Raw genomic sequence first — 25190 nt, 5'->3', positions numbered from 1 at the left:
CGCGCAGGAGGTCGGTGTGCGAGCGGGAGTCGTCCTCCAGCACCACATCGTCCTCGCCGATCGCGTCGGCTTCCTCCTCAGGCGTCAGCCGGACCTCCGGCACCGCCTTCGCCGCCGCCCGTCGAGCCTGCTCAGCAGCCACAGCCGCCTCCGCCGCCCGCCGCTTACTCCCCGCCTGCTCCCGCCGTTTCCCCGCCGCAGCCGCCTTACCCGGCGCCGCTCCGGCCGCCCGTCCGGCCTCTGGCGTCGGGCGCCGGGTGGGACCGTCCTCCCACGGATCAGGCTCCGGCGGTACGTCGTACTCATCCGGCGGCTCCTGCAAAGCAATCGCCGCCCCCACCCCCTCGTCCCACTGCCCAGAACGCGCCGCCCCGCCCGACCCAGTCCCGCCCGATCCGCTTCCGGCTGATCCGGTCCCGCCCGCCCCACTGCCAGTCGACCCGCTCCCGGCCGACCCACTCCCAGTCGATCCGCTCCCGGCCGGGGTGTTCCCAGCCCGATCCGCACCTCCCGCCGAATCGCTGCCGGCACCACCCGCGGCACCTCGTCCCGACGCGCCGCCGCCCTGGCCCGCGGCCAGCCCGTGCGCAGCGCCGCCACCGGACCCGCTCGCTGCCGCCGAACCAGACCCACCAGGGCTGCCATCGGCACGCGCCCGAGAACCTGCAGGCCCACTCACCGCCGCCCCACCGGCCGCAGCCGCGCCCGATCCACCACCGCTCACGTCCCCAAAACCACCAGCAGCACCACTCGAGTTCGCAGCACCACCCGCACCGCTCAGGTTCCCGCTACCACCAGCCGCGCCACTCGCGCCCGCGGAACCACCGACCGCGCCACCGGAACCACCATCACCCCAGCCAGCGCCCGCACCCGGCCCCACTCCGCTCGCGTTCCCGCTACCACCAGCCGCGCGACTCGCGGAACCACCAGCCGCGCCGCCAGGATCACGATCACCCGAGCCCGGCACCGCTCCACTCGCGCTCCCGGCACCGCCGGCCGCACCGCCTGCGCCCGCGGGACCACCGGCTGCGCCGCCAGGGCCAGCGTCACCCCAGCCGGCGCCCGAACTGGCAGCTCCGCCGGCGGACTCGCCTCCGGGGGCGCCGGGGGATCCGCCACCCGGATCACCGCCGTGGGTTCCACCGGTCGGACCGCCGCTCTGGGGCCCGCCGCCCGGACCACCGGCCTGGGGGCCGCCGCTTGAGCCGCCGCCTTGGGGGCCGCCAGGGTGGGGGCCGGTGTTGTGGGTGGGGCCGCCGGCGCCTGGGTCGGTGGAGGGGTCGACTACGGCCTCGACGCGGCGGTTGAGGCCGATGGTGTCGATCATCGCCTGGCGCAGGATCTCGTCGCTGCCGGAGCGGGCGAAGCTGTCGCGGGCGCCGGAGTTCACCAGGGCGAGGGTCAGGGTCTGGTCGTCGATGGCGATGACCTGTGCGTTCTGGCTGAGCATGATCCAGGCGAACCGCCGCTTGCTCTTCACCGCCTCGAGCACCTCAGGCCACAACCGCCGAATGTCCGCCAGCCCCACAGCCCCCGCAGACGGAGCCGCCGCAGCCGCACCTCCCGCCGCGGCGCCACCAGCTAGCGGTGCCTGCGCCGCCGCCGAACCGGTCTGGCTGGATGGTGCGCCTGATGACTGCGACGAAGCAGCCCCGCCAGTTGCCGAAGACGCAGCCGACTCGTCCGACCAGGAACCAGTACGAGCGCCAGCGCCAGCAGCCGCGCCGTCACCAGACCGACCACCGCCTGCAGACCGACCGCCACCTGCAGCACTGCCACCGCCCGCAGCACGATCTCCGGACCCGCCACGACCGCTGTCCGCGGGCGCACTGTCAGCTGGCCGCGCACCCCCACCGGCCGTCTCAGTCCCCGCACCGCCAGCTCCAGCGCCCGGACCACCGGCACCGCTCGCTCCACCAGCTTCGGCGGGGGCGGCACCAGCGGCTCCGCCAGCTGGCTCAGTTGTGCCGGCGGGCGCCGTACCACCGGTGCTGGCGGCGGCTCGGGCTGCGGCTCGGCTGGTGGCGGCGTCTGGGCCTGGGGCCGGCGCGTAGTCGGCCGGTTGGGCGCCAGCGGGTGTTCCGATGGTGAGGCGGCGCTCCATGCGGTCGAGGCGGGCCTGGATGCCGTTGGTCGAGTCGTCGGCCCCCGGCAGCAGCACCTTGGCGCAGATGAGCTCCAGCTGCAGCCGCGGCGCCGTCGCCCCGCGCATCTCCAGCAGACCGGCTGCAACGATGTCCGCCGCCCGCGTCAGCTCCGCCGCCCCGATCCCGGCAGCCTGCGTCTGCAGCCGCTCACCCTGGTCCTCCGCGGCCTCGATCAGGCCGGAGATGATGGCGTTCGGTACGGCGGACAGCACGACGAGATCACGCAACCGCCGGAGCAGGTCCTCGGCGAACCGCTTCGGGTCCTGACCGGTCTCGATGACCTTCTCGATCGTCTCGAACACGGCCTTGCTGTCGTGCGCCGCGAACCCGTCGACGCACGCGTCGAGCAGCGAGTCCGGCGTGAACCCGAGCAGCGCGACGGCCAGCTCGTAGGTGACGCCGTCCGGCCCCGCACCACCGATCAGCTGGTCGAGCACACTCAGCGAGTCACGGACAGACCCGGCACCGGCCCGCACGACCAGCGGCAGCGCCGCCGGCTCGATCGCGACGCCCTCGGACTCGCACAGCGAAGCCATGTAGTCGCCGAGCACCTTCGGCGGGACCAGGCGGAACGGGTAGTGGTGGGTCCGGGACCGGATCGTCCCGATTACCTTGTCCGGCTCGGTGGTGGCGAAGATGAACTTCAGGTGCGGCGGCGGCTCCTCGACGAGCTTCAGCAGGGCGTTGAAGCCCTGCGTGGTCACCATGTGCGCCTCGTCGATGATGTAGATCTTGTAGCGGCTCTCCACCGGCGCGAAGAACGCCCGCTCGCGCAGGTCGCGCGCGTCGTCGACACCGCCGTGCGAGGCGGCGTCGATCTCGATCACGTCGATGCTGCCGGGTCCGCCGCGGGCCAGGTCGGTGCACGACTTGCACACCCCGCACGGCTCCGCGATCGGGCCCTTCTCGCAGTTGATCGCGCGGGCCAGGATTCGGGCGCTGGTGGTCTTGCCACACCCACGCGGGCCGGAGAACAGGTAGGCGTGGTTGACCCGGTTGTTGCTCAACGCGTTCCGCAGCGGCGCGGTGACATGGTCCTGCCCGATCACCTCGGCGAACGTCTCCGGGCGATACCGGCGGTACAGCGCAAGGGGTGCTTCCACGCCCGCAACCCTAGCGCCGCTCGCCGACAAATCCTCCCCGCGCCCGGCCGGGTGCAACTTCACCCCGGGGCCAGGAGTCGTGTTCGTACGACAAACAACCGGGGGTGGACCATGACAGGACAAGGATTCGACGCACATCCTCCAGCGCGCCATCATCAGCGCCGCCGCAGCCGCCACGCTGCTTATGGCTGGCACAGCCGTCCCAAGCTCGACGAGTACGACGGATGCATGCCGGCCGTCGACCGGTTCAGCAGCCGCATTCCAGCTCGCTGCCGGTTCAGTAACTGCAAGCGGCAGCCACAGGTCGCAGCTCTTCGCGAGTACGAGGCCAGTCAGCAAAGTCCACGACGTCGTACGCGGGCGTGGTGTCTTCTCGCCCGACCGGGTGCGGCTCAACAGCGACATGACCCGGCTCCTGGCGACCGTTCCCGGCGTTGTGGCGGCATGGGCTGCGCAGGGCTACGCCGTGATGAGCGGCCACGTGGTCATCGGCTCGGCGCTGCACCGGCTGACCTACCCGGTCTTCGACGGCACCGACCGGCCGTACGACGTGATCCTGGACCGGATCGGCGGTGGCCGGGACCCCTTCGTAGCGCTCAGCAGCTCACAGCAGGTCGCATCGGACCCCGCGGCGTCGACCGGGCGACTGTACGCGCTGCGACCGCGGCTTGAGCGGGGACTAGCACCTACGACACCCTGCTGATGACGACACGCGGCAGGGCGCTCTACACCGTGCGGATCCCGTTGACGTCGCCGATGCGCCCGGTGGTGAAGGTCGTCCGCAGCTCCACCTGGCAAGGCTTCGAGTCCCTGATCAGCAGCCGCTGCGGGCAGTCCGGGACTCTGCTGCTCGGCATCGACAAGGCCACCGGCTCCGGCCACCTCTACACCGTCGGCCAGGCCGCCGGGACCGCAACAGTCATCCGCGGGCTCGGCAAGGTACCCGGCGCGTTCGGCGACCCGGTCGACCTCCGGTGGGCGGATTACAACGGGCTGCCGTTGTACGGCGAGTAAGTACGCTGGCGCGGGTGACAATCGGAGACGACAGGCAGCAGCAGGTCATCGAGCGCGCCCGCGCCGTGCTCCCGGACGACGATCGCATCCTCGGTGTCTACCTGGTCGGCAGTTACGGAACCGGCGAGGCGGACAGGTTCAGCGATGTCGACGTGCACTGCGTCGTGACCGACGAGAGCCTGCCGTGGTTCGAAGAGCACTGGCCCGACGTACTGCGGGTGCTGACCGGACCGACCGTGCTCGCTGACCGGGTGCCGGGGATGGTCGGCGGGCTGGGCATCACGCCGGACTGGTTGCATGTCGACCTCTTCTGTCATCCGATCGGATCCTTCGATCGCTTCCAGTACGACGGGGTCCGGGTGCTGTTCGACCGGGACGGGACGCTGTTCCCCGACGGCGACCTGCCGGCGACAGGCGGTCGCCCTGGTACGCCGTACTGGCCCGAGCAGACCGTGAACCTCTTCTTCTACTTCCTGGGCAACCTCGTGACCGTGCTCGGCCGGGACGAGCGAATCGTCGGCAACCAGGGCGTCGGCGCGGTCCGCGACCAACTGATCGCGGTGATGCTCGCCGAGCGCGGCGTACGACGGACCGGTGGAGCCAAGCGGTTGAACGCGCTCCTGTCGGACGAGCAACGCACCGCGCTCGAGTCGATCCCGGCCGCCGGTTCCGAGCCGGCCGACATCATCGCGGCCAACCAGTACCTTTGCCGCGAGTTCATCCGCCGGGGAACCGCCTTGGCGAAACAGACGGGCGAGGGCTGGCCGACCGAGTTCGTCGACGCGACCCTTGACCATCTGCGCCGGCACTTCGGCGCGGACTTCGACTGATCGAGGCGACCGCGACGCCCCCTACGCTGCCTGTCAGCTCGTCGAGGTCATTTCCTGGATGCCGATGGCGGACAGGAGATCGAGTTTGCTCCTGGCGTGCGAGTCGCGTGGCGTGTCCACGACGAGACGGAGGTCCGTGCCCTGGGTCGTGAGCACGTTGGAGTCGACAGCGATGTCTCCCACGTCCGGATGGACGACGATCTTGTGCGCGCCCTGGTGGTCGCCCACCGACCGGAGCGCCCAGAGCCCACGGAACCGGGGACCGCGGTTCAGCCGCGAGACCAAGGCTCTGAGATCGAGGTCGTCCGGGTACCGGCTCGTCGTCGCCCGAAGGTCGGCGACCAGTGACTCCTCGAACGCGATCCGCTCCGCGGTCGTCTGTCGGATTCGGGTCGGTTGGTCCTCGAACTGGGCGATCAGTGCGTTGCGTTCGTCGTCGCCTCGTCTGGTGGGATCGCCGAAGGTCGCGGCGAACAGCGGGTTCCAGTGCAGCATCTGCCACGCAGCGTCGCACACCGCCACCGGGATGTCGGCGAGCTGATCCACGATCCTGTGCACGCTGGTGGGGACCAACCGTGGGATCCGGTCCGGATCCGCGGCATGGCCGGCCAGGCGGAGGAGATGGGCCTGCTCGTCGTCGGACAGTTGCAGCGCGCGGGCGAGGGCGGAGCAGACCTGGGCCGACGGCGTCGATGCGCGTCCTTGTTCGAGCCGTACGACGTACTCGGCCGAGATGCCCGCTAGTTGCGCCAGTTCACCCCGCCGCAAGCCGGCGACTCGGCGCGGGGAGTAGTGCGGCAGCCCGACGGCGCCGGGGTCGAGCCGGTCTCGCCAGGCTCGCAACGCGACACCGAGTTCGTTCATAGAGCCATCTTCCCGCGCGCCTGCCTCTCGTGGCTGGTACCAGCTGTACCAGGAAGATCTGTGGCTTCTCCGGGAGCTGCCCGCAGGCTGACCATCGAGCTCAGTCGCGGTCCTGGTGCGATTGCCGCCCGCGGCACCGAATCGACTCGTCCGTCATCGATGGCATTGGGAGCTGGCATGGACATATTTCTCACCGGCGGCAGCGGCTTCGTCGGACAACACCTCATTGCACGTCTGGTGGCCGACGGCAACGTGGTGTGGGCACTGGCGCGCAGTGCTGAGGCCGCCCGGCGGGTGGAGCAAGCCGGAGCGACGCCCGTCCTCGGCGATCTCGCGGAACTGAGCGCGCACTCCGGCGAAACGCACACGGGAACGACGGTCGGCACGGCATCGGCATCGGCATCGCGACCGGCGCCGGCCTGGTTGGCAGTTCTGGACCGATGCGAAGCGGTGATCCACTCGGCTGCCCGGATGGAGTTCTGGGGACCGGACGCCGGATTCGAGCGGGACAACCACCGGCCGACGGTTTCCCTGTTCACTGCCGCGGCGGCTGGCGGCGTCAAGAGATTCGTGCTGATCAGCGCCGCCGCTGTGTCGACCGACCGCGGCGGCACGCCTGCCGTGGTCGACGAGGCGACGCCGACCGGTCGGCCGATCATCGCCTACGCCCGGGTGAAGCTTGCGACCGAGCGTGCCTTGGCAGACATCGCCACCCCCGGAATGACGCTGATAACGCTGCGTCCGCCATTCATCTGGGGCCAAGGGATGGCGACCATGCTCGAGGCTGCGAACGCGGCCGCTGCCGGCCGATGGGCCTGGATCGACAACGGACGGCACGTCATCGACTTCGTCCACGTCGACAATCTCGCAGCCGCGACGGCGGCCGCGCTGAGCCGCGGCTACGACCGCAGGGTCTACTACGTCACCGACGGTGCTCCGATGACGGTCCGGTCCTTCTTCACCCCGCTCCTGGAGACCATGGGCGCGGATGTCAGCCGCGCCCGAAGCGTTCCGCGTGCCGTCGCCTCGCCAGTCGCCAGGACTCTGGACCGGACCTGGAGACTGCTGCGTCGCCGTACTCCGCCGCCGCTGTACGACTGGCTGGTTGCGGTCATGGGGCGCGACCGCAGCTACGACATCTCCAACGCCCGCACCGATCTGGACTACCAGCCCTGCGTGACCTTCGCCGCCGGACTGGAGGAGTTGCGCATCGCCTGAGGACCTCCTCGACCACGACACCAGGCAGCCGTTTAGTCGAGGTGGTAGTCGGCGAAGCGGGTGCGGAGGTCCTTCTTGGAGAACTTGCCGACGGAGGTCTTGGGGACCTCGTCGATGAACTCGACAGCGTCGGGGAGCCACCACTTCGCTACCCGAGGTCGCAGGTACTCCAGGATGTCTTCCGCGGTGGCGGTTTCGCCTTCGGCGAGGACCACGCAGGCCAGTGGACGCTCGTCCCACTTCGGGTGCGGCACACCGATCACGGCGGCCTCCTTCACCGCCGGGTGAGCCATCAGCAAGTTCTCCAGCTCGACCGAGCTGATCCATTCGCCTCCGGACTTCACCAGGTCCTTGGTGCGGTCCACCAGTCGCACCGAGCCGAACTGGTCGATCGCCGCCACGTCGCCCGTCTTCATCCAGCCGTCTTCCGTGCTGAGCTGGACACCCGCATCGGGCCGGTAGTACTCCGCCGCGATCCACGGCCCGCGCACCTGCAGCTCACCCGTCGCCTCGTCGTCCCACGGCAACGGCGTGATCGACCCGGGCTCGACGATCCGCACCTCGACACCGGGCAGTGGTTGACCTTGCCGTGCCCGCAGCCGGGCCTTCTTGTCCTCGGCCAGCTCCTCGTACCGAGCCGGCACGTGCGCCGCCGTCGCCACCGGGCTGGTTTCGGTCATCCCCCACGCCTGCAGGATCGGCCGGCCGAGCTTCTCCCGGAACGCCTCGGACAGCGCCATCGGTACGGCGGACCCGCCACAAGGAACCCGCCGCAGCTTCGGCAACTCGACCCCGTCCAGCAACGGCAACAATCCCTGCCAGATCGTCGGCACACCCGCAGCCAGCGTCACCTCCTGCTCCTGCAAGAGCTTGAGAATCCCCTGCGGACTCATGTCCGGCCCCGGGAACACCAGCGACGCACCGGCCATCGGCGCCGCATGCGCGAGACCCCACGCGTTCGCATGGAACATCGGCACGACCGGCATCACGGTGTCCGTCTCCGCCAACCCGATCCCCGCGTTGGTCAGGACGCCGATGGAGTGCAGCCAGGTGGACCGGTGTGAATACACCACTCCCTTCGGATGCCCCGTCGTACCGCTCGTGTAGCACATCGCGGCGGCCTGGTTCTCGTCCTCGACGTGGAACTCGACCGGATCCGCCGCGGCCAGCAACTCCTCGTAGTCGTGGAACCGTGGATCGTCCGGCACCTCCGCCCCGGGCGCGCCGGCCGGCAGATCGTCCATCACGACGACGTGCCTGACCAGCGGCAACCGGTCGAGCAGCGGCAGGAAGAGACCGAGCAGCGAACGGTCGACGAAAACGACCTCGTCCTCGGCGTGGTTCGCGATGTACACGACCTGGTCGGGGAAGAGCCTGATGTTCAGCGTGTGCAGGACCCGGCCGGTGCAGGGCGCACCGAAGTACAGCTCGAGGTGGCGCCCCGAGTTCCACGCGAACGTCGCCACCCGGCCGTCCGCGCTGATCCCGAGGGCGTCCAGCACACCGCCCAGTTGTCTGGTCCGCGTGGCCCACTCGGCGTACGTCAGTTTCGACGGCGCCGGACCGCCGGTGTAGACGGTCTTGTCCGGGTAGAACTGCTCAGCCCGGAGGAAGATGGTGTCCAGGGACAGCTGGTAGTCCTGCATCAGACCCTTCATGCCGACACTCTGCCAGCCGCGACGACGCCTTGACCATGACCTCATCCGGACTTTCTCACGCACTCTTCACGCATTCCGGACAGACAGATGACACGACATACATGTCGTGTAATGTATTACCCATGACGACCATCTCCCGAGTGTCCGTGGTGAGCACCGGCACCGTTCAGATCCGGCCCGAGCACGTCGGGCCGACGAAGAAGAACACCTACGTCTGGCTGGCGACCTCGCGCCAGTGGACGGCCCCGCGGCCGATCAATGCGTACGTCGTGGAGCACTCCGAGGGCCTGGTGTTGTTCGACACCGGCCAGGACCGCGCGTCCGTCACCGACGCCGACTACTTCCCCGGCGGACTGAACGGTCTGGTCTACGACCGACTGGCGAAGTTCGAGATCGGGCCGGAGCAGACGCTGACGCGGCAGCTCGCGGCGAACGGGTACGACATCCGCGACGTTCACACCGCAGTCCTGTCGCACCTCCACCAGGACCACATCGGCGGACTGCCCGAGCTGACGCACGCGCGCATCGTGATCAGCGAGCCTGAGTGGACGTCGATGCGCCGGCCGCTGGCGGCCGCCCGTGGCTTCCTGCGCCGACACATCGAGCTGCCCGGCCTGCGCTGGGAGCTCATCCGGCCGGAGCCCCTCGGTGATCCGGTCCTCGCGCCGTTCGGCAGCGGTCACGATCTGTTCGGAGACGGCAGCCTGGTCCTGCTGCCGACGCCCGGCCACACCCCCGGCTCCCAGTCCCTGCTGGTACGGCGTCCGGACGCGCCGCCGCTGCTGATGGTCGGAGACCTCACCTACGACGCCGAACTGCTGGCGGCCGGCGAGATCCCTGGGGTCGGCTCCCCGTCGGCGCTCCGTCAAACCATTGCCCAGGTCAACGAGTTGCGAGCGGCCCACCCGGGCCTCGTCGTACTGGCCGCGCATGACCCGGCCGCGGCGTCGGCGCTGGCGACGGCTGCCGCACGATGAGGGCCGCGGAGGAGCTGCGGTACCTGATCCTCGCCATCCAGCGCGAGGGGAACCGCCTGCTGGCCGCCGAACTGCGGCCGATCGGAGTGACCCCCTCGCAGGCGGAGGTGCTGCGCGTACTGCGGGACCACGGCCCGCTGACCCTCAACGCGCTCGGCGGTCTGCTGGTCTGCGAGACCGGCAACAGCCCGAGCCGGCTGGTCGAACGGCTGGTGGCCCAAGGACTGGTCCAACGCGACACCGACCCGGCAGACCGCCGCTATCTGACCCTCGGCCTCACCGCGGAAGGACGCAAGGTCAGCCGGCGGATCGTCGCTGCGGAGAACGTGCTGCATGAGGCGATCGACGACCGCATCGCCGGTCAGCCAGTCGATCAGACCATCGAAACCCTGCGCGCGCTGGCTGCAGCCTTCCCCGCCGGCGAAGCCCTCGCCCGGCGCCGCCCCGCCGACACCAAGGAGAGCTGACATGGAACGAGCGACCCTGGTCATCCCAGCCGACCCGAACCGGATCCGCGCCGTACTTCTCGACCCCCGTGCGCTGCCCTTGTGGAACGAGGCGTTCCTCGGCGTCGACGGGCCGCCGCATCCCGCAGTGGGACAGCAGTACACCCTCCGCGTCCGACCGGGCCTCAGCGGCCGCCTGGAGTACACGGCAATCGAGCCCGACCGGATCGAGCTCCGGTGGGAGGTCCCGGGCTTCCGCGAGACCGGGACCTGGACGATTGGCGAAGCCGGACTGGTCGGACACAGCTTCACGCAGGCAGGACCGCTCGCGGCACTCCTGCGGACCGCCTACCGCGGTATCGCGACCGTCCGGCTGGAGCGCCTGGCCGACTGTGTCGGTCAACTCCGGCTGGTCGACTGAGGCAGGATCAGACCGCCAGTGGGACGGCGCGTTTGTGGGCGGTGCGACGGTGGGTGGCGATGATGGTGGCGGCGGCCTTCTCGGAGACCTCGTGGCCTTCGAGGAAGTCGTCGATCTCGTCGTACGTCACGCCCAGGACGACCTCGTCGGGGAGGCCGGGCTTGTTGGTCTCCAGGTCGGCGGTCGGGACCTTGCCGGTGAGCTCGTCCGACGCACCCAGGCGGGTGGCGACCGCGCGGACCCGGCGCTTGGTCAGGCCTGACAACGGGGTCAGGTCGCAGGCGCCGTCGCCGTACTTGGTGAAGAAGCCCATCACCGCCTCCGCGGCGTGATCCGTGCCGACGACCAGACCGCTGCGGGCGCCGGCGACGACGTACTGCGCGATCATCCGCTGCCGGGCCTTGATGTTGCCGACGTGGAAGTCCTCGCGGTCACCGAGACCTGCATGCCGGACGGACTCGACCATCGCGTCGGTGGCCGGCTTCACGTCCACCACAAGCGTCTCGTCCGGCTTGATGAACTCCAGCGAGCGCTGTGCGTCCGCCTCGTCCGCCTGGACGCCGTACGGGAGCCGCATCGCGACGAACGTCGCCTGACCGCCCTCGGCCCGGACTCGCTCGACCGCGAGCTGGCAAAGGCGTCCCGCCGTACCGGAGTCGACGCCACCGCTGATGCCCAGCACGTACATCGTCGCGCCGGTCCGCCGGAGCTGGTCGGCGAGGAACTCGACCCGGCGCTCGATCTCGGTGTCCGGGTCGAACGACGCTGGGACGCCGAGCTCGGCGATGATCAGTTCCTGCAGGTAGCGGCGTTCCTCGCTCATCGGGCTCCTCACGGGCTGGGGTCTCGCGCACCAGCCTAGACATGAGGATTCCCCGCGCACCCGGAAGAGCTCACTTACCCTTGCTGCCTTCCGGCCCTGGGGGAGTTGGGCGAGATACCGCCACGCGGGGAACCAGCCAGAAGTGTACGTGATGCCCGCGTGCGGTCCGAAATCGAGCGGCCTACGCTGGTTGGGTGACGAATCATCAATTCGGTCCCTTCGGGATCACCACGGGCCTGACCAGCAGCCCCGAGTCGTTGGCCGCCGCCGCTGCGGCCGAGGAGCTCGGATACCCCGCGATCTGGTTGTCCGGCGGTCCGCTGCCCGGGCTCCAGACCGTCGTCGACCTGGTCGGTGCGACCTCGTCGATCAAGTTCGTCAGCGGCATCCTCTCTGTCGACCAGTACGGCGCCGACGACGTCAGTACGACGTACTCCGCGCTGGAGGCGTCCGCGCCGGGCCGGTTCACGGTGGGCCTCGGTGGCGCGCACGGGCCCAAGCCGATCGCCAGACTCAACGCCTACCTCGACACGCTGGACGCCGTACCGGTAGAGCACCGCCTGCTCGCTGCGCTGGGGCCGCGGATGCTCGGACTGGCGCGGGACCGGTCGGCCGGCGCATACCCGTTCCTGATCACGCCGTCGTACTCCGCCGAAGCACGGAAGGTGCTCGGCCCCGACAAGCTGCTCGCAGTCAGCCACCTGGTCGTTATGGAGAGCGATCCGGAGCGGGCACGGGCGATCGCGCGGGACACGATCAGCTTCTTCCCACGACTGCCTGGGTACGCCGCATCGCTCGAGCGGCAGGGGTTCACTGCCAAGGAGCAGGCCGAGCTGCCGGATCACATGGTCGACGCACTGGCCGCGTGGGGCACGCCAGCAGACATCAAGGCGAAGCTGAGCGAGCACCTGGCCGCCGGCGCCGACCACGTAGCCATCAACGTGATCACCGGCGTCACCGGACCGCAGCCAGTAGAGCAGTGGCGAGCCCTAGCGAGCACGCTACTGGGGTAACTCCTCGATGCTGCCGGACATGATGGCCCGGACGTTCGCAGTGACCCGCTCGACGGGCCAGTCCCACCAGGCGATCCGCAGCAAGCGCTCCACGTCGGCCGCCGGGAACCTGGTGCGGATCAGCTTCGCCGGGTTCCCGCCGACGATCCCGTACGGCGGTACGTCGTCCACTACGACCGCACCGGATGCAACGATCGCGCCGTCCCCGATCGTCACGCCGGGCATCACCAGACTGCGGTACCCGAACCACACGTCGTTGCCGACCACCGTGTCACCACGGCCCGGCAGATCGGTGATCAGGTCGAAGTGCTCGGCCCACGCGCCGCCCATGATCGGGAACGGGAACGTCGACGGGCCGTCCATCCGGTGGTTGGCGCCGTTCATGATGAACGTGGTGCCCTCACCGAGCGCGCCGTACTTGCCGATGCGGAGCCGCTCGGGACCGTAGTGGTACAGCACGTTCCTGGTCTCGAACGCGGCCGGATCCTCGGGGTCGTCATAGTACGAGTAGTCCCCGACCTCGATCAGCGGCGACTTCACCACCGCCTTCAGCAGCACCACCCGCTCGACGTCGGGCATCGGGTGTACGACGTTCGGATCCGGCGCTCCGTCCACTGACACCGACCCTAGATGAGCAACCCGACCACCAGCAGCAGGATCAGCGCCGCCGCGACCACCACTGCTCCCCGCTTCGTGCCGAACCGTCGCAGCGCAATCCCCAAGGGACCGATCGGTTTCATCCTCGTCGCTCCAATCGTCGTCTGGCGTGCAAGGTGAGGGCTAGAAATCCGAGCGCGGCGAGCGCGATCGGCAGGCCGAGCAGGCCGCGGCCGGCGAGCCCCAGCCCGGCCGCGAGCAGGACGGCGAAACCAGCCGCGATCCAGCCGGCGATGACGCGGTCCCGGGCAAAGAGGTGCCCTCGGCGGCGGAGTGTGCGCGCCGCTCCGAGCATCGTCAGCAATCCGATGACGACGATGACGGCGAATCCGACCTGCGCCCGGACCGGCAGGCCGTCCTCGGTCAACCAGAGGATCGTGACGAGCGTGACCACGGCCGCCACGCCGGTCAGTTGCACCAGCGAGCGGACCCGGCGCCGGAGTGACAGGGCGTCCTGCAGGCCGGCGATCGTCTGCTCTGCTGAGATCACGACTCCGCTCCTTCCCGCAGCATCCGCCGGGCTCGGTGCAGGCGAGACTTCACCGTTCCGACGGGTACGCCGAGCACCTCGGCGCACTCCTCCAGACTCAGGTCCTCCAGGTGGAATAGCACGAGCACCTCCCGCTCGACCACGGGCACCCGGTCGACCAGCCGCCGTACGTCGACCCTGTCGACCACCTGATCCGCCGGGTCCGGCTCGTCGTACGGCGGTTGTTGCACTGGGTCGGCGTACTGGCCTCGGAGCTGGTTGACCACGCCGCGGCGGGCAATGGTGAACAGCCAGGCCGCGAACCGCTCCGGCTCCTTCAGCCGAGGCAGCCCGCGTACGACGGCCAGCCAGACCTCCTGCGACACGTCGTCCGCGACGTCGTCCCGGGCGAGCATGCGGCGTACGTAGCCCCACACCGGCTCGTGCCAGCCCCGCACCAGCTCGGCAACCGCCTCCCGGTCACCCACCTGAGCCCGCACCACCACCGCCACCCACTCCCGCTCCACGCTCACCTCCCACCCACACAGTCGCGCGGCGCCCCCACAAGGTTCACGCCCCCGATTTCAGGTTCCCGAGCCGTCTCGCGTATCCTCTCCGCTTGGAGGATTCGCCTAGAGGCCTAGGGCGCACGCTTGGAAAGCGTGTTGGGGGCAACCCCTCACGAGTTCGAATCTCGTATCCTCCGCCACTCCCCGGAGTAAGAAACCGCAGGTCAGAGCGCGGGTTTCAGCGCACGGTGATGGACATGGGCAGAGGGCCGGTCGCTTGTGCGACCGGCCCTCTGGTCGTTCAGGGTCTCAACGGGGTCTCTACAGCCCCTCAAGCCGACTCTGAGAAGCTCTCCGGCTGCGCGTGGCCCACAGCAGCCCGCCTGCGTTGACACGCCCGGGCCACCGGCGTACGACGGTAGGAGGCCGTCTGGTCGGAGGGGGGCTCCGAAATCACCAGCGGCATCTGTCCGGAGGGGGAGTCAGACATGTTCAAGCGCATCTGCGCGGTGTTCGGCACAGCGATCATCGCGATGACAGCCATCGCCACCACTGCGGCAGCCGACCCGAAAGGCGACATCATTCCGCTGAGGTGCGACAACGGACAGACGGTCGAAGTTGCAGTCAACGGCAATGGGGACTTCACGCCTGGTCATCTCGTGGGAGGTACCGCGGTCTATGTCGTGCAGTCCTTGGACGCGACCTTCACGTTCACCCCGCCAGGAGGGCCGACGGAGACCCAGCACCTCGTGAGGTCCAAGGCCAACGTCCACGGGGACCTCGTCAGCTGCACCTTCGACTTCACCGATACGTCGCCAGAGGGGACCTTCCACGCATTCGGGACCGTTGTCGTCTTCATCACGCCGGCGTCATAACGAGCGCGCTCCTTGAACGGAGAACAACGCTCGCGCACGAAGACTGCAGCGCCGCCTCGTTGATTGTTGCGCGCGCCGCTCAACCCGTCGCGCCTCGTGTTTCAGCACTCGACCGAAGAGCGGCTGGAACACGAGGGTGGGCAGATCTGGACGGACACGAACAGAGGGCTGGTCGCAGCGGCGACCAGCCCTCTGTGGTTCAGCGTCGTCCAGGTCAGCGGCACAAGCAGAAGGGGTTGCCGTGCGGGTCGAGCATGACCCGCACGTGCTCCTGCGGCTGGTCCTCAGCGAGACTCGCGCCTGCCTCGAGGGCCCACGAGACCGCCTCATCGAGGTCGTCTACGCCGATGTCGAGGTGCATCGTCGCGTTCTGCCCACCGGGCTTGCTCGGCCAGACCGGCCGCTCGTGCTCCTGGTCAGACTCGATGTTGATGCCAAGCAGCGTCCTGTCTGTCTCGCCCTCGGGCGGGTGAAGCTGGACCCAACCGCCCTTCGGCCCTTCGTCAACGATCCGCCAGCCCAGCAGGCGTTCGTAGAACCTGGCCAGCTCCCCGGCGTGCGGAGCCGGTGCTGCCGTGATCGTGACGGCCCCAATCCGCATTCGCGGTCGTGTCATGCGCAGACCGTACCCCCGCGGCGCACGGGCGGCGACCGGACCGTTTCTCGTCGGGGTAGGTTCGGCCGGTGGGGAGGTTGGGATGGGGGATGTGCTGGGGGTGTTGGCGCGCAGGAGTTCGAGTGGGGGGCGAACGGGTCGTTGCGGTTGGATGAGCGGTATCGGGTGCGGCAGTTGCCGTTGTTGAGGGATCGGGTGCGGGGTCCGCTGGGGCCGGATGTCGGGCCGGGAGAGTTTTGGCCGGCGGTGCGGTCGTTGGTGGTGCCGTTGCCGGATCCGCGGCCGGAGGCGTTCTTGGCGGCACCGGCTGATTCACGCCTGTCCGACCTGGTCTGGTGGCGGGGGCTCGATCTGAGGGCGGATCGGGTGCATGCCACCTTGGTGCATGGGAGCGACGAGCCGCGGGAGCTCGACCGGCCGATTGATGTCGTTGTGCGCGGGCCGTGGATCGGGCAGTTCAACACTGGGAGGATCTATCTGCCGGTGGAGCCGGCGGATAAGCGGGCCGCACGTGCGCTAGCCGTGGAGCGACCGCTGCTCGCGGGGTACCTGCAGCTGACCGCGGACGTGACCGGTGCGGCGTACGGCGAGCTTCGTGAGCTGGTGGCGACGTTCCAGCCGGCACGGACGAAGGTGGAGGTCGACCGGTTCCACGTACTGGAGACGATGGACGACCTCGCCCTGCGATCCCGGTTCGTGAACCAGCAGAAGCCCTGTCGTTCTACCGAACGAGATCGTCCATGATTACAAAGGCGTCGCTTGCGCCGGAGGTGCACGGCTTCGGCTCGCGCTGCGGAAGGAGACCGCCACCGACCGACAGCCGGTCGCCTTCCCGCACAGCCACGGTTCCGTCGGGCGCGAGCACCTCCACCTTGCCGTCGGCGCCGTACCGGGCTGTAAACCCGGCCGGCCAGACGAGTGGCGTCCGGCCGGTCGACCTCGGGTCTCCCGGTGTGAGGTACGGGCAACCGTCCGGGCCGGCCCGTACCACCCCGGTACGCAACGCCTGCAGCCTCGGGCCGCCCGGCTTCCAGTCCGAGGTCGCGATCGGGATCGAAAGCGAAGGCGTAGACGTCGGCTGGGCCGCGGCAACGGCTTGGCCATTGCGGCCATCAGCAACAACGACCGCGATCACGACTCCCGCAACGGCCACCACGGCGATCGCAGGCACGAGCCACAGCCAAAGTCGACGTCTCATGCCCTCTAGACGCGCGGCACGTCCCCGGCTGCTGCAGTGGTGGCCAGAACTCGCATCGAACCACTGGTCACCCGTACCTGCCGAGTGCGGAGCAACGAAAGGTTCTCGACGCGGGGGATCAAGCGGGACACAGGATGCAGAAGCTCGCGGAGACGGCCCGCGACGAAGGGAAGCGCGTAGTACTGGTAGGCAGCATCGACGGCAAGAACACTCAAGCCGGTACGACGCAGCAGCTCGGCGATCGTGGTCGGGTCGTAGTAGCTGACGTGCTCGGGGATCTTGAACGAGACCCACCGCCGACCGGAGACCCGCGCCAGCAGACTCTTGATGTTCGGCGTGACGAGAACGATCACGCCGCCCGGCCTCAACAGTCGGCTGGCTGATTCGAGGAACGCGCCCGGCTCGGTGACGTGCTCGATCAGGTGCGAGCCGAAGATGACGTCGTACTGCTGCTCGTGGATCTCCGGCACCTCCTCCAGCGTCCCGCAGAACACGCGGCCCGGAAAACGCTCGGACGCCACTTTGATCGCGGTCGGTGAGAGGTCGATGCCGTACACGTCGTACCCCGCGTCCTCGGCGCATTGCAGGAAATAGCCGTACCCACAGCCGACTTCGAGCACCCGCCCCGACGGCACGAACTCAGCGATCCGCCGGACGTCCTCACGAAACGTCGCCAGGTACTCGCCCTCCTGACTCTCGTACTCCGAGTACCCCGACCCGCCGTCCCCGTCGAAGTACGACGAGCCCTCGTACAGCGCACGCAGTGTCTCGGGAGTAGGCGTCGGCACGAGTTGCACGAGGCCGCAGGCCGCACACTCCTGGATCTCGTAGCCCCCCTTCGCCCCACGTGGTCGGAACGGCCCAGTCGCCGAGCAGAGGATGCATGTCATGCACACACCCTGCTAGCGATCCCCCGGAGAAACCAGTCCTGTCTCGTAGGCAAGTACGACGGCCTGCGCGCGATCACGTAGCGACAGCTTCGCGAAGATGCGCGCGACATGGGTCTTCACCGTCGCTTCGCTGAGCGTCAGTTCGGTAGCCAGCTCTGCGTTGGACAAACCGTGCCCCATCAACGTGAGCACCTCGAGCTCGCGTGGAGTGAGTACGGCGAGATCCCGGTGTACGGCGGGCTGCTGCACCGGGACCTGCTCACCCGTCGCGAACCGCTCCACCAGTCGCCGCGTGATCGACGGCGCGAGCAACGCGTCCCCGGTGTTGACCAGACGGACCGCTGCCGCCAGGTGCTCCGGCGTCACGTCCTTCAGCAGGAACCCGCTGGCCCCTGCGGCCAAAGCGGCGTACACATAGCGATCCAGGTCGAACGTCGTCAGCATCAGCACGCGGCAGTCCGGCGACTCGGCCAGGATCCGGCGAGTGGCTTCCAGGCCGTCCATTGTCGGCATCCGGATGTCCATGAGTACGACGTCGGGCCGCAGCCGCCGTACCGACTCGACGGCCTCTTGTCCGTCGGCGGCCTCACCGACCACCTCGATGCCGCGTGCGGACAGGATCATCCGGAACCCGATCCGCACCAACGCCTGATCGTCTGCGATCAGGACCCGAGGCTCCGGCGTCACGGCCGCTCCAGCGGAATCTTCGCGCGCACCCGGAACCCACCGCCGAGTCTGCGCCGCGCATCGAGGTCCCCGCCGTACACGGCCACCCGCTGCCGCAGGCCCAGCAGACCCCGGCCCTCCCCGTCCGCCTTGGGCGCACGACCGCCGGACAGCACGCTGGGTCCCGTGTTGAGCACCTCGACGCGCAGCGCGTGGTCGGCGTACCGCACCGTCACCTCTGCCTTCACACCGTCGCCGTGCTTGAGCGCGTTGGTCAGCGCCTCCTGGATGATCCGGTACGCCGTCACGTCGACGCCGGCGGGCAGCGGCCGCGGCTCACCCGAGATGCGCACCTCCACCGGCAGGCCGGCGAACGCGATCCGGTCGATCAGTGGGCTCAGCCGGCTCAGACTGGGCTGCGGCGACAACTCGTCCGAGGCGGCCGAGGCCGTGCCGTCCGCCGCTGGCGCGAGCAGGCCGAGCAGGTGCCGGAGCTCGGTCATCGTGTCCCGGCCGGCCGCCTCCACCGCGAGTAGCGCCGCCTCGGCCTCAGCAGGATCGGCCAGCACGTGCCGGGCAGCGCCGGCCTGGATCACCATCACGCTCACGTTGTGGCTGACGATGTCGTGCAGGTCCTGGGCGATCCGGGCCCGCTCGGCGTCGACCGCGTTCTGAGCCGCGCTCTCCCGTTCGCGTTCCAGCAGCCACCCGCGTTCCTCGAGCGCCCGGGCGTGCGCGCGCCGGGCCCGGACGAGGGCGACTGCGAGCGCCACCGCCGCCAGGCAGGCGATGACGAGCAGCCAGGTCGTGATCACAAGGTCCACTGTCCCAAGGGCCCGGTGATTCCGCATCATCCGCCGGGCGCACGCCGTACATCCCCAGGATGACGCGGCGCGAACGTTACCTCCGGAGACTGACGTACGGCGGCCGCCCGCAGTCCTAGCGTGAACGCATGACGGATGCAGAAGGCAACGAACAGGCGGTCGTGCGGCTCACCGAGGTTCGCAAGGAGTACGGCGAGTCCGTCGCACTGGACGGGGTGTCGCTGGAGATCCACGCCGGTGAGGCGGTCGCGGTGATGGGACCGTCCGGCAGTGGCAAGTCGACGCTGCTCAGCATGGTGGCCGGGCTGGACCGGCCGACCTCCGGATCTGTCGTGGTCCACGGCGAGGACCTGGGCGCGCTGGACGAGAAGGGCCTGGCGCTGTACCGGCGCCGGCGGATCGGCATGATCTTCCAGTTCTTCAACCTGCTCGACGACCTCTCGGCCCTCGACAACGTCGCCTTGGCCGCGCAGCTCACCGGCACCTCCGCGTCGCACGCCCGCAAGCGTGCTCTCGAGCTCTTCGAGGAGCTCGGTATCATCGGCCGGCGCAATACGTACCCGGCCCAACTCAGCGGCGGCGAGCGGCAGCGGGTCGCGGTCGCCAGAGCACTGATGAACCGACCAGCCGTGCTCCTCGCCGACGAACCGACCGGAGCACTCGACACCCGGGCCGGCGAACAGGTGATGGACCTCCTGCTCGACCTCAACCAGATCGGCCAGACCTTGCTGCTCGTCACTCACGACCAGCAACTCGCCACCCGGTGTGCGAGCCGGCTGATCGAGGTCGTCGACGGACAGGTCGCGCGCGAGCGCAGTCTGGAGCCGACGCTGTGAGCGCCGTCTGGCCGGTCTCCCGGTCCGCGGTACAGCGCCGCCGGCTCCAGACGGTCGTGATCGGCGTCGTTGTCGGATTGTCGACAACCATGATCGTCGTCGCTTTGGGGTTGCTGGCCGCCTCCACCGGACCCTTCGACCAGGCGTACGCACGGCAAAGTGGTGCACACCTGGTGGCGTCGTACGACCGGACCAAGGTCTCGGAAAATCAGCTCACCAACGCCGCCAAGCGGTCCCAGGTCGAGGCTGCGGCCGGACCGTTCGCTATGGCAACTGTGGACCTCGACGTGAACGGACGCCCGCTGGCCGTGGTGGGCCGTGCGGACGCTGGTGGAGCTGTCGACCGCCTCAACGTGTGGGAGGGCCGCTGGGCCGACAAACCCGGTGAGATCGTGCTCAACCGGAACCCGATCGAGTCCAGCAACCAACGCGGCGCCGCGACCTTGGGGACGAAGCTGACGAGCGGCGGGATCACAGTGACCGTGGTCGGGTTCGCCTACAGCGTGAGCGAGTCGGCGGATGCGTGGGTGACGCCTGAGCAGATGACGGCGATGAAGCCGACCGGCAGTCAGATGCTCTACCGGTTCACGCAGGCCGCGACCGACGCGCAGGTCTCGGCGGGGCAGTCCGCGGTGACAACGGGTCTGCCGTCGGGCGCGCTGCTCGGGTCCCAGTCGTACCTCGCGTTGCGGGCAACCGCGACCGGTGAGCCGAACACGTTCGTTCCGTTCTTGATGGTGTTCGGGTGGCTCGGGCTGGCGGTCGCCGTACTGATCGTGGCCAACGTGGTCAGCGGTGCGGTGGTGGCCGGCTTCAAGCACATCGGCGTACTGAAGGCGCTCGGATTCACGCCGACGCAGGTGATGGCGGTCTATCTCGCGATGATCTCCATTCCGGCGATTGTGGGGTGTGCACTCGGGACTGTGCTCGGCAATGTGCTCGCGGAGTCCTTGCTGACAAGGGCTTTCGAGAACTACGGCGCCGAAGGGATGAGCGTTCCGATCTGGGTGGACGTGGCCGCACTGATCGGCGTACCACTGCTTGTCGCACTGTCCGCTCTGGTGCCTTCGCTGCGAGCTCGTGGTCTGTCGGCCGCTGAGGCGATCAGTGCGGGCAGTGCGCCCCGGGCCGGCCGGGGGCTGCGGGCGCAGCGCTGGCTGAGTGGTACTCGGCTGCCGAGGTCCGTCAGCCTGGGGCTTGGCCTGCCGTTCGCTCGTCCTGCGCGTACCGCGCTGACCCTGGCAGCTGTCGTACTCGGGGTGACGAGCGTGACGTTGGCTGTCGGCCTGGGGAAGTCGTTGACGTCGTACCAGACTGCTGCGAGTCGTGCGGGCGCTGTCGACGTGACGATGTTCGCTGGCGTGGCGGAGAGCGGTCCGCAGCTCGCTCCAGAAGGCGCGGAGCCCAACCGACCGGCCGCCAAACTGAGTGATCCGGCGGACGAGACGCTGATGCGTTCGACCCCCGGAGCCGCCTATGTGGCGCCGAGCGAGCTCAAACTGATGCGGCTCGCCGGGACGAAGCAGGAGCTCCGCGTCACCTTCTACCGGGGTGATTCAGAGCAGATGGGTTACCGAGTGCTGGAGGGGCACTGGTTCGACGGACCGGGTCAGGTGGCCGTGTCCGAACGATTCCTGCGGCAGCACGGGCTCTCGATCGGCGACACGATCACGCTGCAGTCGAAAGGCAAGAGCGTGCAGGTGAAGATCGTTGCCAAGGCGCTCTACAACTCGAGCGAAGAACTGCTCTCCAACTGGGAGACGCTGGCGCTGATCGCACCGGACCAGCGGGCGACGACGTACGAGATCCAACTCGAGCCGGGCACTGACATCGATGCTTACGTCAAGGCTGTCCTGGCCGGCGATCCAGGGCTGGAGGAGGTGCCCGGTCAGGATCCGGGCGCGTTCGTCGCGATCGTGCTGGCGACCGTCGTACTGCTCACTCTGATGCTCGGGACGGTGGCCGCGCTCGGCGTGTTCAACACCGTCGTACTCAACACCCGCGAACGCCGCCGCGACCTCGGCATGCTCAAGTCCATCGGCATGACCCCAAGCCAGGTCACCACCATGGTCGTCACCTCGATGGCCGCCCTCGGCGCGATCGGCGGAGTCCTAGGCATCCCCCTCGGCATCCTCGCCCACCGCCTGGTCGTCCCCGCGATGGCCAACGGCGCCCAGGTCTCCATCCCCACCTTCATGCTCGACGTCTACCCCCTCTCCCTCCTGGCCCTCTTCGTCCTCTCCGGCATCCTCCTAGCCGCCCTGGGCGCCTACCTCCCAGCCCGCGCCGCCGCCCACACCACCATCGCCAAGGTCCTCCACAACGAGTAAATCCAGCTGACCCGCGGCCTCGTCGTGCGGGAGACTCTGCGGCATGGACGAGGCCGTGCGGGGGAATCGGGTGGCTTGGGAGACGGCTTCTCAGAAGCACGTCCGGGAGTACGACGAGCTGCTCGAGGAAGCGCGGCGGGAGCCGCGGTTGTTCGAGCGGGAGGCTGAGATTCTGCGGCCGTTGCTCGATCGCCGGCCGACGGTGGTGCATTTTCAGAGCGGGCATGGGCTGGATGATGTGGCGCTCGTCAACGCGGGGGCGCGGCGGGTTGTGGGGGTGGACTACAGCTCGGTGGCTGCGGGGGCGGCTCAGCGGCGCGCGGTGGAGTTGGGCGTGAGGTGCCGGTACGTCGTCGCCGAGGTGCCCGGCGTACCGGTCAAGAACGGGAGTGCGGATCTCGTCTACACCGGCAAGGGTGCGCTGATCTGGATGCGGGACATCGACGCGTGGGCTCGGGATGTCGTGCGGGTGCTGCGACCGGGCGGTCACCTGTTCGTCTACGAGGCGCACCCGGCCGTGCCGCTGTGGACGTGGGACGAGGACGAGCCGCGGATCCGCCCGGACCGCAGCTACTTCGCCGAGTCGCACATCAACGACACGTTCCCGGCCAACGGCGCACGCGAATGGCAGTGGAACCTCGGCCACATCGTCACCGCGATCACCGCCGCCGGCCTCCGCCTCGAAACCCTCGAGGAGTACGCCGAACCCTTCTGGCGACCCGCGGACGGACACGCCGCGGCCGCCTGGTCCGGCCGCCTCCCGAACGCCTACGCCCTGCTCGCCCGCCGCCCCTGAATCACCAGGTACTCGGCGGGCAGCACCGAGTCGTAAGACGCGAAGAGCCGCACAAGGTCATCCCGAAGCTCCGGCCACCGATCACCCAGCACAGTGCGCGCCATCACGACCGGCCCGAACTTCGTCGCGTAGAACTCAGCGGCCGCCGCCGGCGAAGCATGGCGGATCGGCCACACCTCGCGGGCGAACCGCAGTGAGATCCCGGTGCCCTCGAACAGCTCGTGCACGTGGTCCTCGTCGCCCCAGCCCAGCGGCGGATCGACGTACGCCGGATCCGGCGGGAAGTACCCGCCGACCACGCGGAAGAAGTCACCGATCGCGCCGGATGCGGTCCACGTGCACAACCCCATCCGCCCGCCCGGCCGCAGTACACGACCGATCTCGTCGGCAACCACTTCATGCCGCGGCGCGAACATGCAGCCGAAGGTGGACAGCACCACATCGAAGTGCTCGTCCGGATACGGCAGCTCCTCCGCATCACCCTCGACCCACGAGATGTCCAGACCGGACGCCCGGTCAGGAGCCGACGCGAGCACGGGTCGAGCAGCCCAACCGCGCATAGATGTTGGCCACATGCCGATGCACAGTGTGCTCACTGATCACCAGCCTGGCCGCGATCTCCCGGTCGCCCAGTCCGGCCGCGACTAAACGCAGTACCGCCACCTGTCGAGAGGTGAGCGTCCCACCGCGCGGCACCCGAGCCAGCTCCGCCCGAGCCCGGTCAGCGTCGTACGGCGCCAAGTACAACTCGCATGCGTCCTCGAAGCAGACGTTCGCCGCCTCATGTTCGCCGAGCGCAGCCGCGTACAGGCCCTCCAGGAAGCGCGCCGCTGCCCGCAGCGGCCGTGTCCCGACAGTCAGCGCGATGGACCGGAACTCCTCCAGATGCATGCCCGCAGAATCGACCTCACCCAGCGCAGTCTCCGCCCGCACGAGCAACTCGAGCGGCCACGCGCGATCGACTGATCCCTCCGCGGGCAGCCGCCGCAGCACCCGGTCCAGCAAAGCCCGCGCCGCTGCCGGGTCACCGCGGTCCAGACTTAGCTCGGCCAGCCCACGCTTTGCCAACGGATGCCACGGGACGTCATTGAAGAGCGCCTCGGCATCCACCAGCCGCCCTTGTCGCCTGCGCAGTTCGCCGAGCCGTACGACCGCCTCAGCCCGCCAGTACGGCCGGTTCGCTGTCAGGTCCTGCGTGCACCCGCCAGCTCGAGCTCCGCCTCGCTCTCGCGCCCGTACCAACCGAGGATCGCGGCGTAATGCGCCCGGCAGACCCCGTGGACGAACCGCGCCTCCATCCGCCCACTGAACTCCTGCACCTGCCGGCACCACTGCGCGCCGCGCTCGTAGTCGCGGATCTCTTCACACACCTGCATCAACCGGCAGCAGGTCCACGCAGCCGGCGCCAGGTTCTCGTACTCGCCGCCAAGCGCAGCCGCCGTCGCCTCGTCGAGGCACCGCATCCCTTGCTCGACGGCCCCCTCCGCCACCAGCGCAACGCCTTCGGTGGCGAGGCTGAACATCTCCAGATCCACAGCCCGATGCCGCTGGCCGATCTCTTCCGCCTGTGCGGCGAGCTGCCGCGCCCGACCGGTGTCGTGCCGGCCGAGCGCAGCGTTTGCATCGAACACAGTGAGCCAGCCGCGCTCCGGACAATCCAGGTCGCCCAGCAACCGTGCGGCCCGGTTGAACCATCCCTCAGCCACCGCACCGGCACCGCGGAACTCGTTGTGGTCGTCACCGAGCCACAACGCCATCCGAGCCGCGCCCCGTACATCGTCGGCCGTCCGGTACAGCCGGTACGCCTGCTCCCGCGCCTCCAGACAGGCAGACACGTCCTCCAGCCACCAGTTGGCCCAGCTCAGCCCCTCGTACGCCTCAGCAGTCGCCGCAGCCTCGATGGCCTCCTCGAACCGCAGCCGAGCATCCGGCCAGGCACCCCGCGACAGGGCAGCCTGGCCGGCTTCGACGGCCTCGTCGTACACACGTTCCACGCTGCCATGGAACGAA

At 69.2% G+C, this 25190-nt stretch carries 27 protein-coding genes, 1 tRNA gene, 1 other RNA gene and 1 pseudogene; 14 read left to right on the top strand and 16 right to left on the bottom strand.

Features of this window, described 5'->3' with window-relative positions; genetic code table 11:
* Window positions 1-1015: 1015 nt before the first annotated feature.
* A pseudogene (locus ACIBL3_RS05445) lies at window positions 1016-3307 on the bottom strand (DNA polymerase III subunit gamma and tau); the annotation flags it as partial.
* Between the two features lie 346 nt (window positions 3308-3653).
* Here ACIBL3_RS05445 and ACIBL3_RS05440 point away from each other — a divergent pair.
* Genes ACIBL3_RS05440 through ACIBL3_RS05430 form a run of 3 tightly spaced genes read left to right on the top strand, consistent with a single transcriptional unit; the run spans window position 3654 to window position 5094 of the window.
* Window positions 3654-3953 (top strand): hypothetical protein, encoded by a 300-nt coding sequence (locus ACIBL3_RS05440; RefSeq protein WP_396351938.1) that lies wholly within the window; start codon window positions 3654-3656, stop codon window positions 3951-3953.
* A complete protein-coding gene (locus ACIBL3_RS05435; protein WP_396351937.1) occupies window positions 3953-4264 on the top strand; it encodes a hypothetical protein in 312 nt (103 codons plus the stop codon). Before ACIBL3_RS05440 ends, ACIBL3_RS05435 begins: the two co-directional genes overlap by 1 nt.
* A 14-nt stretch (window positions 4265-4278) precedes the next feature.
* On the top strand, window positions 4279-5094 hold the full coding sequence (locus ACIBL3_RS05430) for a nucleotidyltransferase domain-containing protein (RefSeq protein ID WP_396351936.1): 816 nt from the start codon (window positions 4279-4281) through the stop codon (window positions 5092-5094).
* A gap of 33 nt (window positions 5095-5127) precedes the next feature.
* On the opposite strand, the gene ACIBL3_RS05425 is transcribed toward ACIBL3_RS05430, so the two are convergent.
* The gene (locus ACIBL3_RS05425; protein ID WP_396351935.1) at window positions 5128-5958 is read right to left on the bottom strand and encodes a helix-turn-helix transcriptional regulator; all 831 of its coding nucleotides are present in this window, start codon (window positions 5956-5958) and stop codon (window positions 5128-5130) included.
* Window positions 5959-6135: 177 nt separating this feature from the next.
* Between ACIBL3_RS05425 and ACIBL3_RS05420 the strand changes: the two genes are divergently transcribed.
* Window positions 6136-7176: an NAD-dependent epimerase/dehydratase family protein gene (locus ACIBL3_RS05420; protein ID WP_396351934.1), complete on the top strand. Its 1041-nt coding sequence runs from the start codon at window positions 6136-6138 to the stop codon at window positions 7174-7176.
* Window positions 7177-7208: 32 nt separating this feature from the next.
* On the opposite strand, the gene ACIBL3_RS05415 is transcribed toward ACIBL3_RS05420, so the two are convergent.
* Entirely contained in the window at window positions 7209-8834 is a 1626-nt protein-coding gene (locus ACIBL3_RS05415; protein WP_396351933.1) for a long-chain fatty acid--CoA ligase, read from the bottom strand.
* Between the two features lie 122 nt (window positions 8835-8956).
* On the opposite strand from ACIBL3_RS05415, the gene ACIBL3_RS05410 reads away from it, so the two are divergent.
* From ACIBL3_RS05410 to ACIBL3_RS05400, 3 genes are read left to right on the top strand one after another with little or no spacing between them, the layout of a single operon-like run.
* Window positions 8957-9811, top strand: coding sequence for an N-acyl homoserine lactonase family protein (locus ACIBL3_RS05410; RefSeq protein ID WP_396351932.1), 855 nt, complete (start codon window positions 8957-8959; stop codon window positions 9809-9811).
* A complete protein-coding gene (locus ACIBL3_RS05405; protein ID WP_396351931.1) occupies window positions 9808-10278 on the top strand; it encodes a MarR family winged helix-turn-helix transcriptional regulator in 471 nt (156 codons plus the stop codon). The genes ACIBL3_RS05410 and ACIBL3_RS05405 overlap by 4 nt, the downstream gene beginning before the upstream one ends.
* 1 nt (window position 10279) lies before the next feature.
* On the top strand, window positions 10280-10678 hold the full coding sequence (locus ACIBL3_RS05400) for an SRPBCC family protein (RefSeq protein ID WP_396351930.1): 399 nt from the start codon (window positions 10280-10282) through the stop codon (window positions 10676-10678).
* 7 nt (window positions 10679-10685) lie between these two features.
* Here the strand turns inward: ACIBL3_RS05400 and nadE are convergent, their stop codons facing one another.
* A complete protein-coding gene (gene nadE, locus ACIBL3_RS05395; protein ID WP_396351929.1) occupies window positions 10686-11501 on the bottom strand; it encodes an ammonia-dependent NAD(+) synthetase in 816 nt (271 codons plus the stop codon).
* 40 nt (window positions 11502-11541) lie between these two features.
* Window positions 11542-11638, bottom strand: an RNA gene (ffs, locus tag ACIBL3_RS05390) — signal recognition particle sRNA small type.
* A 57-nt stretch (window positions 11639-11695) separates the two neighbouring features.
* On the opposite strand from ffs, the gene ACIBL3_RS05385 reads away from it, so the two are divergent.
* Window positions 11696-12514: a TIGR03620 family F420-dependent LLM class oxidoreductase gene (locus ACIBL3_RS05385; protein WP_396351928.1), complete on the top strand. Its 819-nt coding sequence runs from the start codon at window positions 11696-11698 to the stop codon at window positions 12512-12514.
* Here ACIBL3_RS05385 and ACIBL3_RS05380 read toward each other — a convergent pair.
* From ACIBL3_RS05380 to ACIBL3_RS05370, 3 genes are all read right to left on the bottom strand, one after another.
* The gene (locus ACIBL3_RS05380) at window positions 12503-13093 is read right to left on the bottom strand and encodes a CatB-related O-acetyltransferase (RefSeq protein ID WP_396352306.1); all 591 of its coding nucleotides are present in this window, start codon (window positions 13091-13093) and stop codon (window positions 12503-12505) included. The genes ACIBL3_RS05385 and ACIBL3_RS05380 overlap by 12 nt on opposite strands.
* A 157-nt stretch (window positions 13094-13250) precedes the next feature.
* Window positions 13251-13661, bottom strand: coding sequence for a hypothetical protein (locus ACIBL3_RS05375; protein ID WP_396351927.1), 411 nt, complete (start codon window positions 13659-13661; stop codon window positions 13251-13253).
* Window positions 13658-14173 (bottom strand): RNA polymerase sigma factor, encoded by a 516-nt coding sequence (locus tag ACIBL3_RS05370; protein ID WP_396351926.1) that lies wholly within the window; start codon window positions 14171-14173, stop codon window positions 13658-13660. Before ACIBL3_RS05370 ends, ACIBL3_RS05375 begins: the two co-directional genes overlap by 4 nt.
* Before the next feature lie 88 nt (window positions 14174-14261).
* On the opposite strand from ACIBL3_RS05370, the gene ACIBL3_RS05365 reads away from it, so the two are divergent.
* Window positions 14262-14349: transfer RNA gene (locus tag ACIBL3_RS05365), tRNA-Ser, on the top strand.
* 288 nt (window positions 14350-14637) lie between these two features.
* Window positions 14638-15024, top strand: a complete 387-nt coding sequence (locus ACIBL3_RS05360) for a hypothetical protein (protein ID WP_396351925.1) — start codon at window positions 14638-14640, stop codon at window positions 15022-15024.
* Window positions 15025-15238: 214 nt separating this feature from the next.
* Here the strand turns inward: ACIBL3_RS05360 and ACIBL3_RS05355 are convergent, their stop codons facing one another.
* A complete protein-coding gene (locus ACIBL3_RS05355) occupies window positions 15239-15640 on the bottom strand; it encodes a VOC family protein (RefSeq protein WP_396351924.1) in 402 nt (133 codons plus the stop codon).
* Window positions 15641-15886: 246 nt separating this feature from the next.
* Between ACIBL3_RS05355 and ACIBL3_RS05350 the strand changes: the two genes are divergently transcribed.
* Entirely contained in the window at window positions 15887-16384 is a 498-nt protein-coding gene (locus ACIBL3_RS05350) for a hypothetical protein (RefSeq protein WP_396351923.1), read from the top strand.
* On the opposite strand, the gene ACIBL3_RS05345 is transcribed toward ACIBL3_RS05350, so the two are convergent.
* The 4 genes from ACIBL3_RS05345 to ACIBL3_RS05330 are packed head-to-tail and all read right to left on the bottom strand — an operon-like array spanning window position 16362 to window position 19209.
* Complete coding sequence (locus ACIBL3_RS05345; RefSeq protein WP_396351922.1) at window positions 16362-16838, bottom strand: hypothetical protein; 477 nt, start codon at window positions 16836-16838, stop codon at window positions 16362-16364. The genes ACIBL3_RS05350 and ACIBL3_RS05345 overlap by 23 nt on opposite strands.
* 5 nt (window positions 16839-16843) lie before the next feature.
* Complete coding sequence (locus ACIBL3_RS05340) at window positions 16844-17728, bottom strand: class I SAM-dependent methyltransferase (RefSeq protein ID WP_396351921.1); 885 nt, start codon at window positions 17726-17728, stop codon at window positions 16844-16846.
* A gap of 12 nt (window positions 17729-17740) precedes the next feature.
* Entirely contained in the window at window positions 17741-18415 is a 675-nt protein-coding gene (locus ACIBL3_RS05335) for a response regulator (protein ID WP_396351920.1), read from the bottom strand.
* Window positions 18412-19209, bottom strand: a complete 798-nt coding sequence (locus ACIBL3_RS05330) for a sensor histidine kinase (RefSeq protein ID WP_396351919.1) — start codon at window positions 19207-19209, stop codon at window positions 18412-18414. Before ACIBL3_RS05330 ends, ACIBL3_RS05335 begins: the two co-directional genes overlap by 4 nt.
* Window positions 19210-19346: 137 nt before the next feature.
* On the opposite strand from ACIBL3_RS05330, the gene ACIBL3_RS05325 reads away from it, so the two are divergent.
* Genes ACIBL3_RS05325 through ACIBL3_RS05315 form a run of 3 tightly spaced genes read left to right on the top strand, consistent with a single transcriptional unit; the run spans window position 19347 to window position 23180 of the window.
* Window positions 19347-20054, top strand: a complete 708-nt coding sequence (locus ACIBL3_RS05325; RefSeq protein ID WP_396351918.1) for an ABC transporter ATP-binding protein — start codon at window positions 19347-19349, stop codon at window positions 20052-20054.
* Window positions 20051-22384: an FtsX-like permease family protein gene (locus ACIBL3_RS05320; protein ID WP_396351917.1), complete on the top strand. Its 2334-nt coding sequence runs from the start codon at window positions 20051-20053 to the stop codon at window positions 22382-22384. Before ACIBL3_RS05325 ends, ACIBL3_RS05320 begins: the two co-directional genes overlap by 4 nt.
* Before the next feature lie 43 nt (window positions 22385-22427).
* Window positions 22428-23180: a class I SAM-dependent methyltransferase gene (locus ACIBL3_RS05315; protein ID WP_396351916.1), complete on the top strand. Its 753-nt coding sequence runs from the start codon at window positions 22428-22430 to the stop codon at window positions 23178-23180.
* On the opposite strand, the gene ACIBL3_RS05310 is transcribed toward ACIBL3_RS05315, so the two are convergent.
* The 3 genes from ACIBL3_RS05310 to ACIBL3_RS05300 are packed head-to-tail and all read right to left on the bottom strand — an operon-like array spanning window position 23153 to window position 25174.
* Complete coding sequence (locus tag ACIBL3_RS05310) at window positions 23153-23716, bottom strand: class I SAM-dependent methyltransferase (RefSeq protein ID WP_396351915.1); 564 nt, start codon at window positions 23714-23716, stop codon at window positions 23153-23155. The genes ACIBL3_RS05315 and ACIBL3_RS05310 overlap by 28 nt on opposite strands.
* Entirely contained in the window at window positions 23697-24422 is a 726-nt protein-coding gene (locus ACIBL3_RS05305; protein WP_396351914.1) for a LuxR C-terminal-related transcriptional regulator, read from the bottom strand. The genes ACIBL3_RS05310 and ACIBL3_RS05305 overlap by 20 nt, the downstream gene beginning before the upstream one ends.
* The gene (locus ACIBL3_RS05300; RefSeq protein WP_396351913.1) at window positions 24365-25174 is read right to left on the bottom strand and encodes a hypothetical protein; all 810 of its coding nucleotides are present in this window, start codon (window positions 25172-25174) and stop codon (window positions 24365-24367) included. Before ACIBL3_RS05300 ends, ACIBL3_RS05305 begins: the two co-directional genes overlap by 58 nt.
* Window positions 25175-25190: the final 16 nt, after the last annotated feature.

This window comes from Kribbella sp. NPDC050124 (assembly GCF_044460355.1).
Lineage (GTDB): Bacteria > Actinomycetota > Actinomycetes > Propionibacteriales > Kribbellaceae > Kribbella.
The sequence above is the reverse complement of the archived record's forward strand: the minus strand, read 5'-3'. Positions and strand labels throughout refer to the sequence as shown.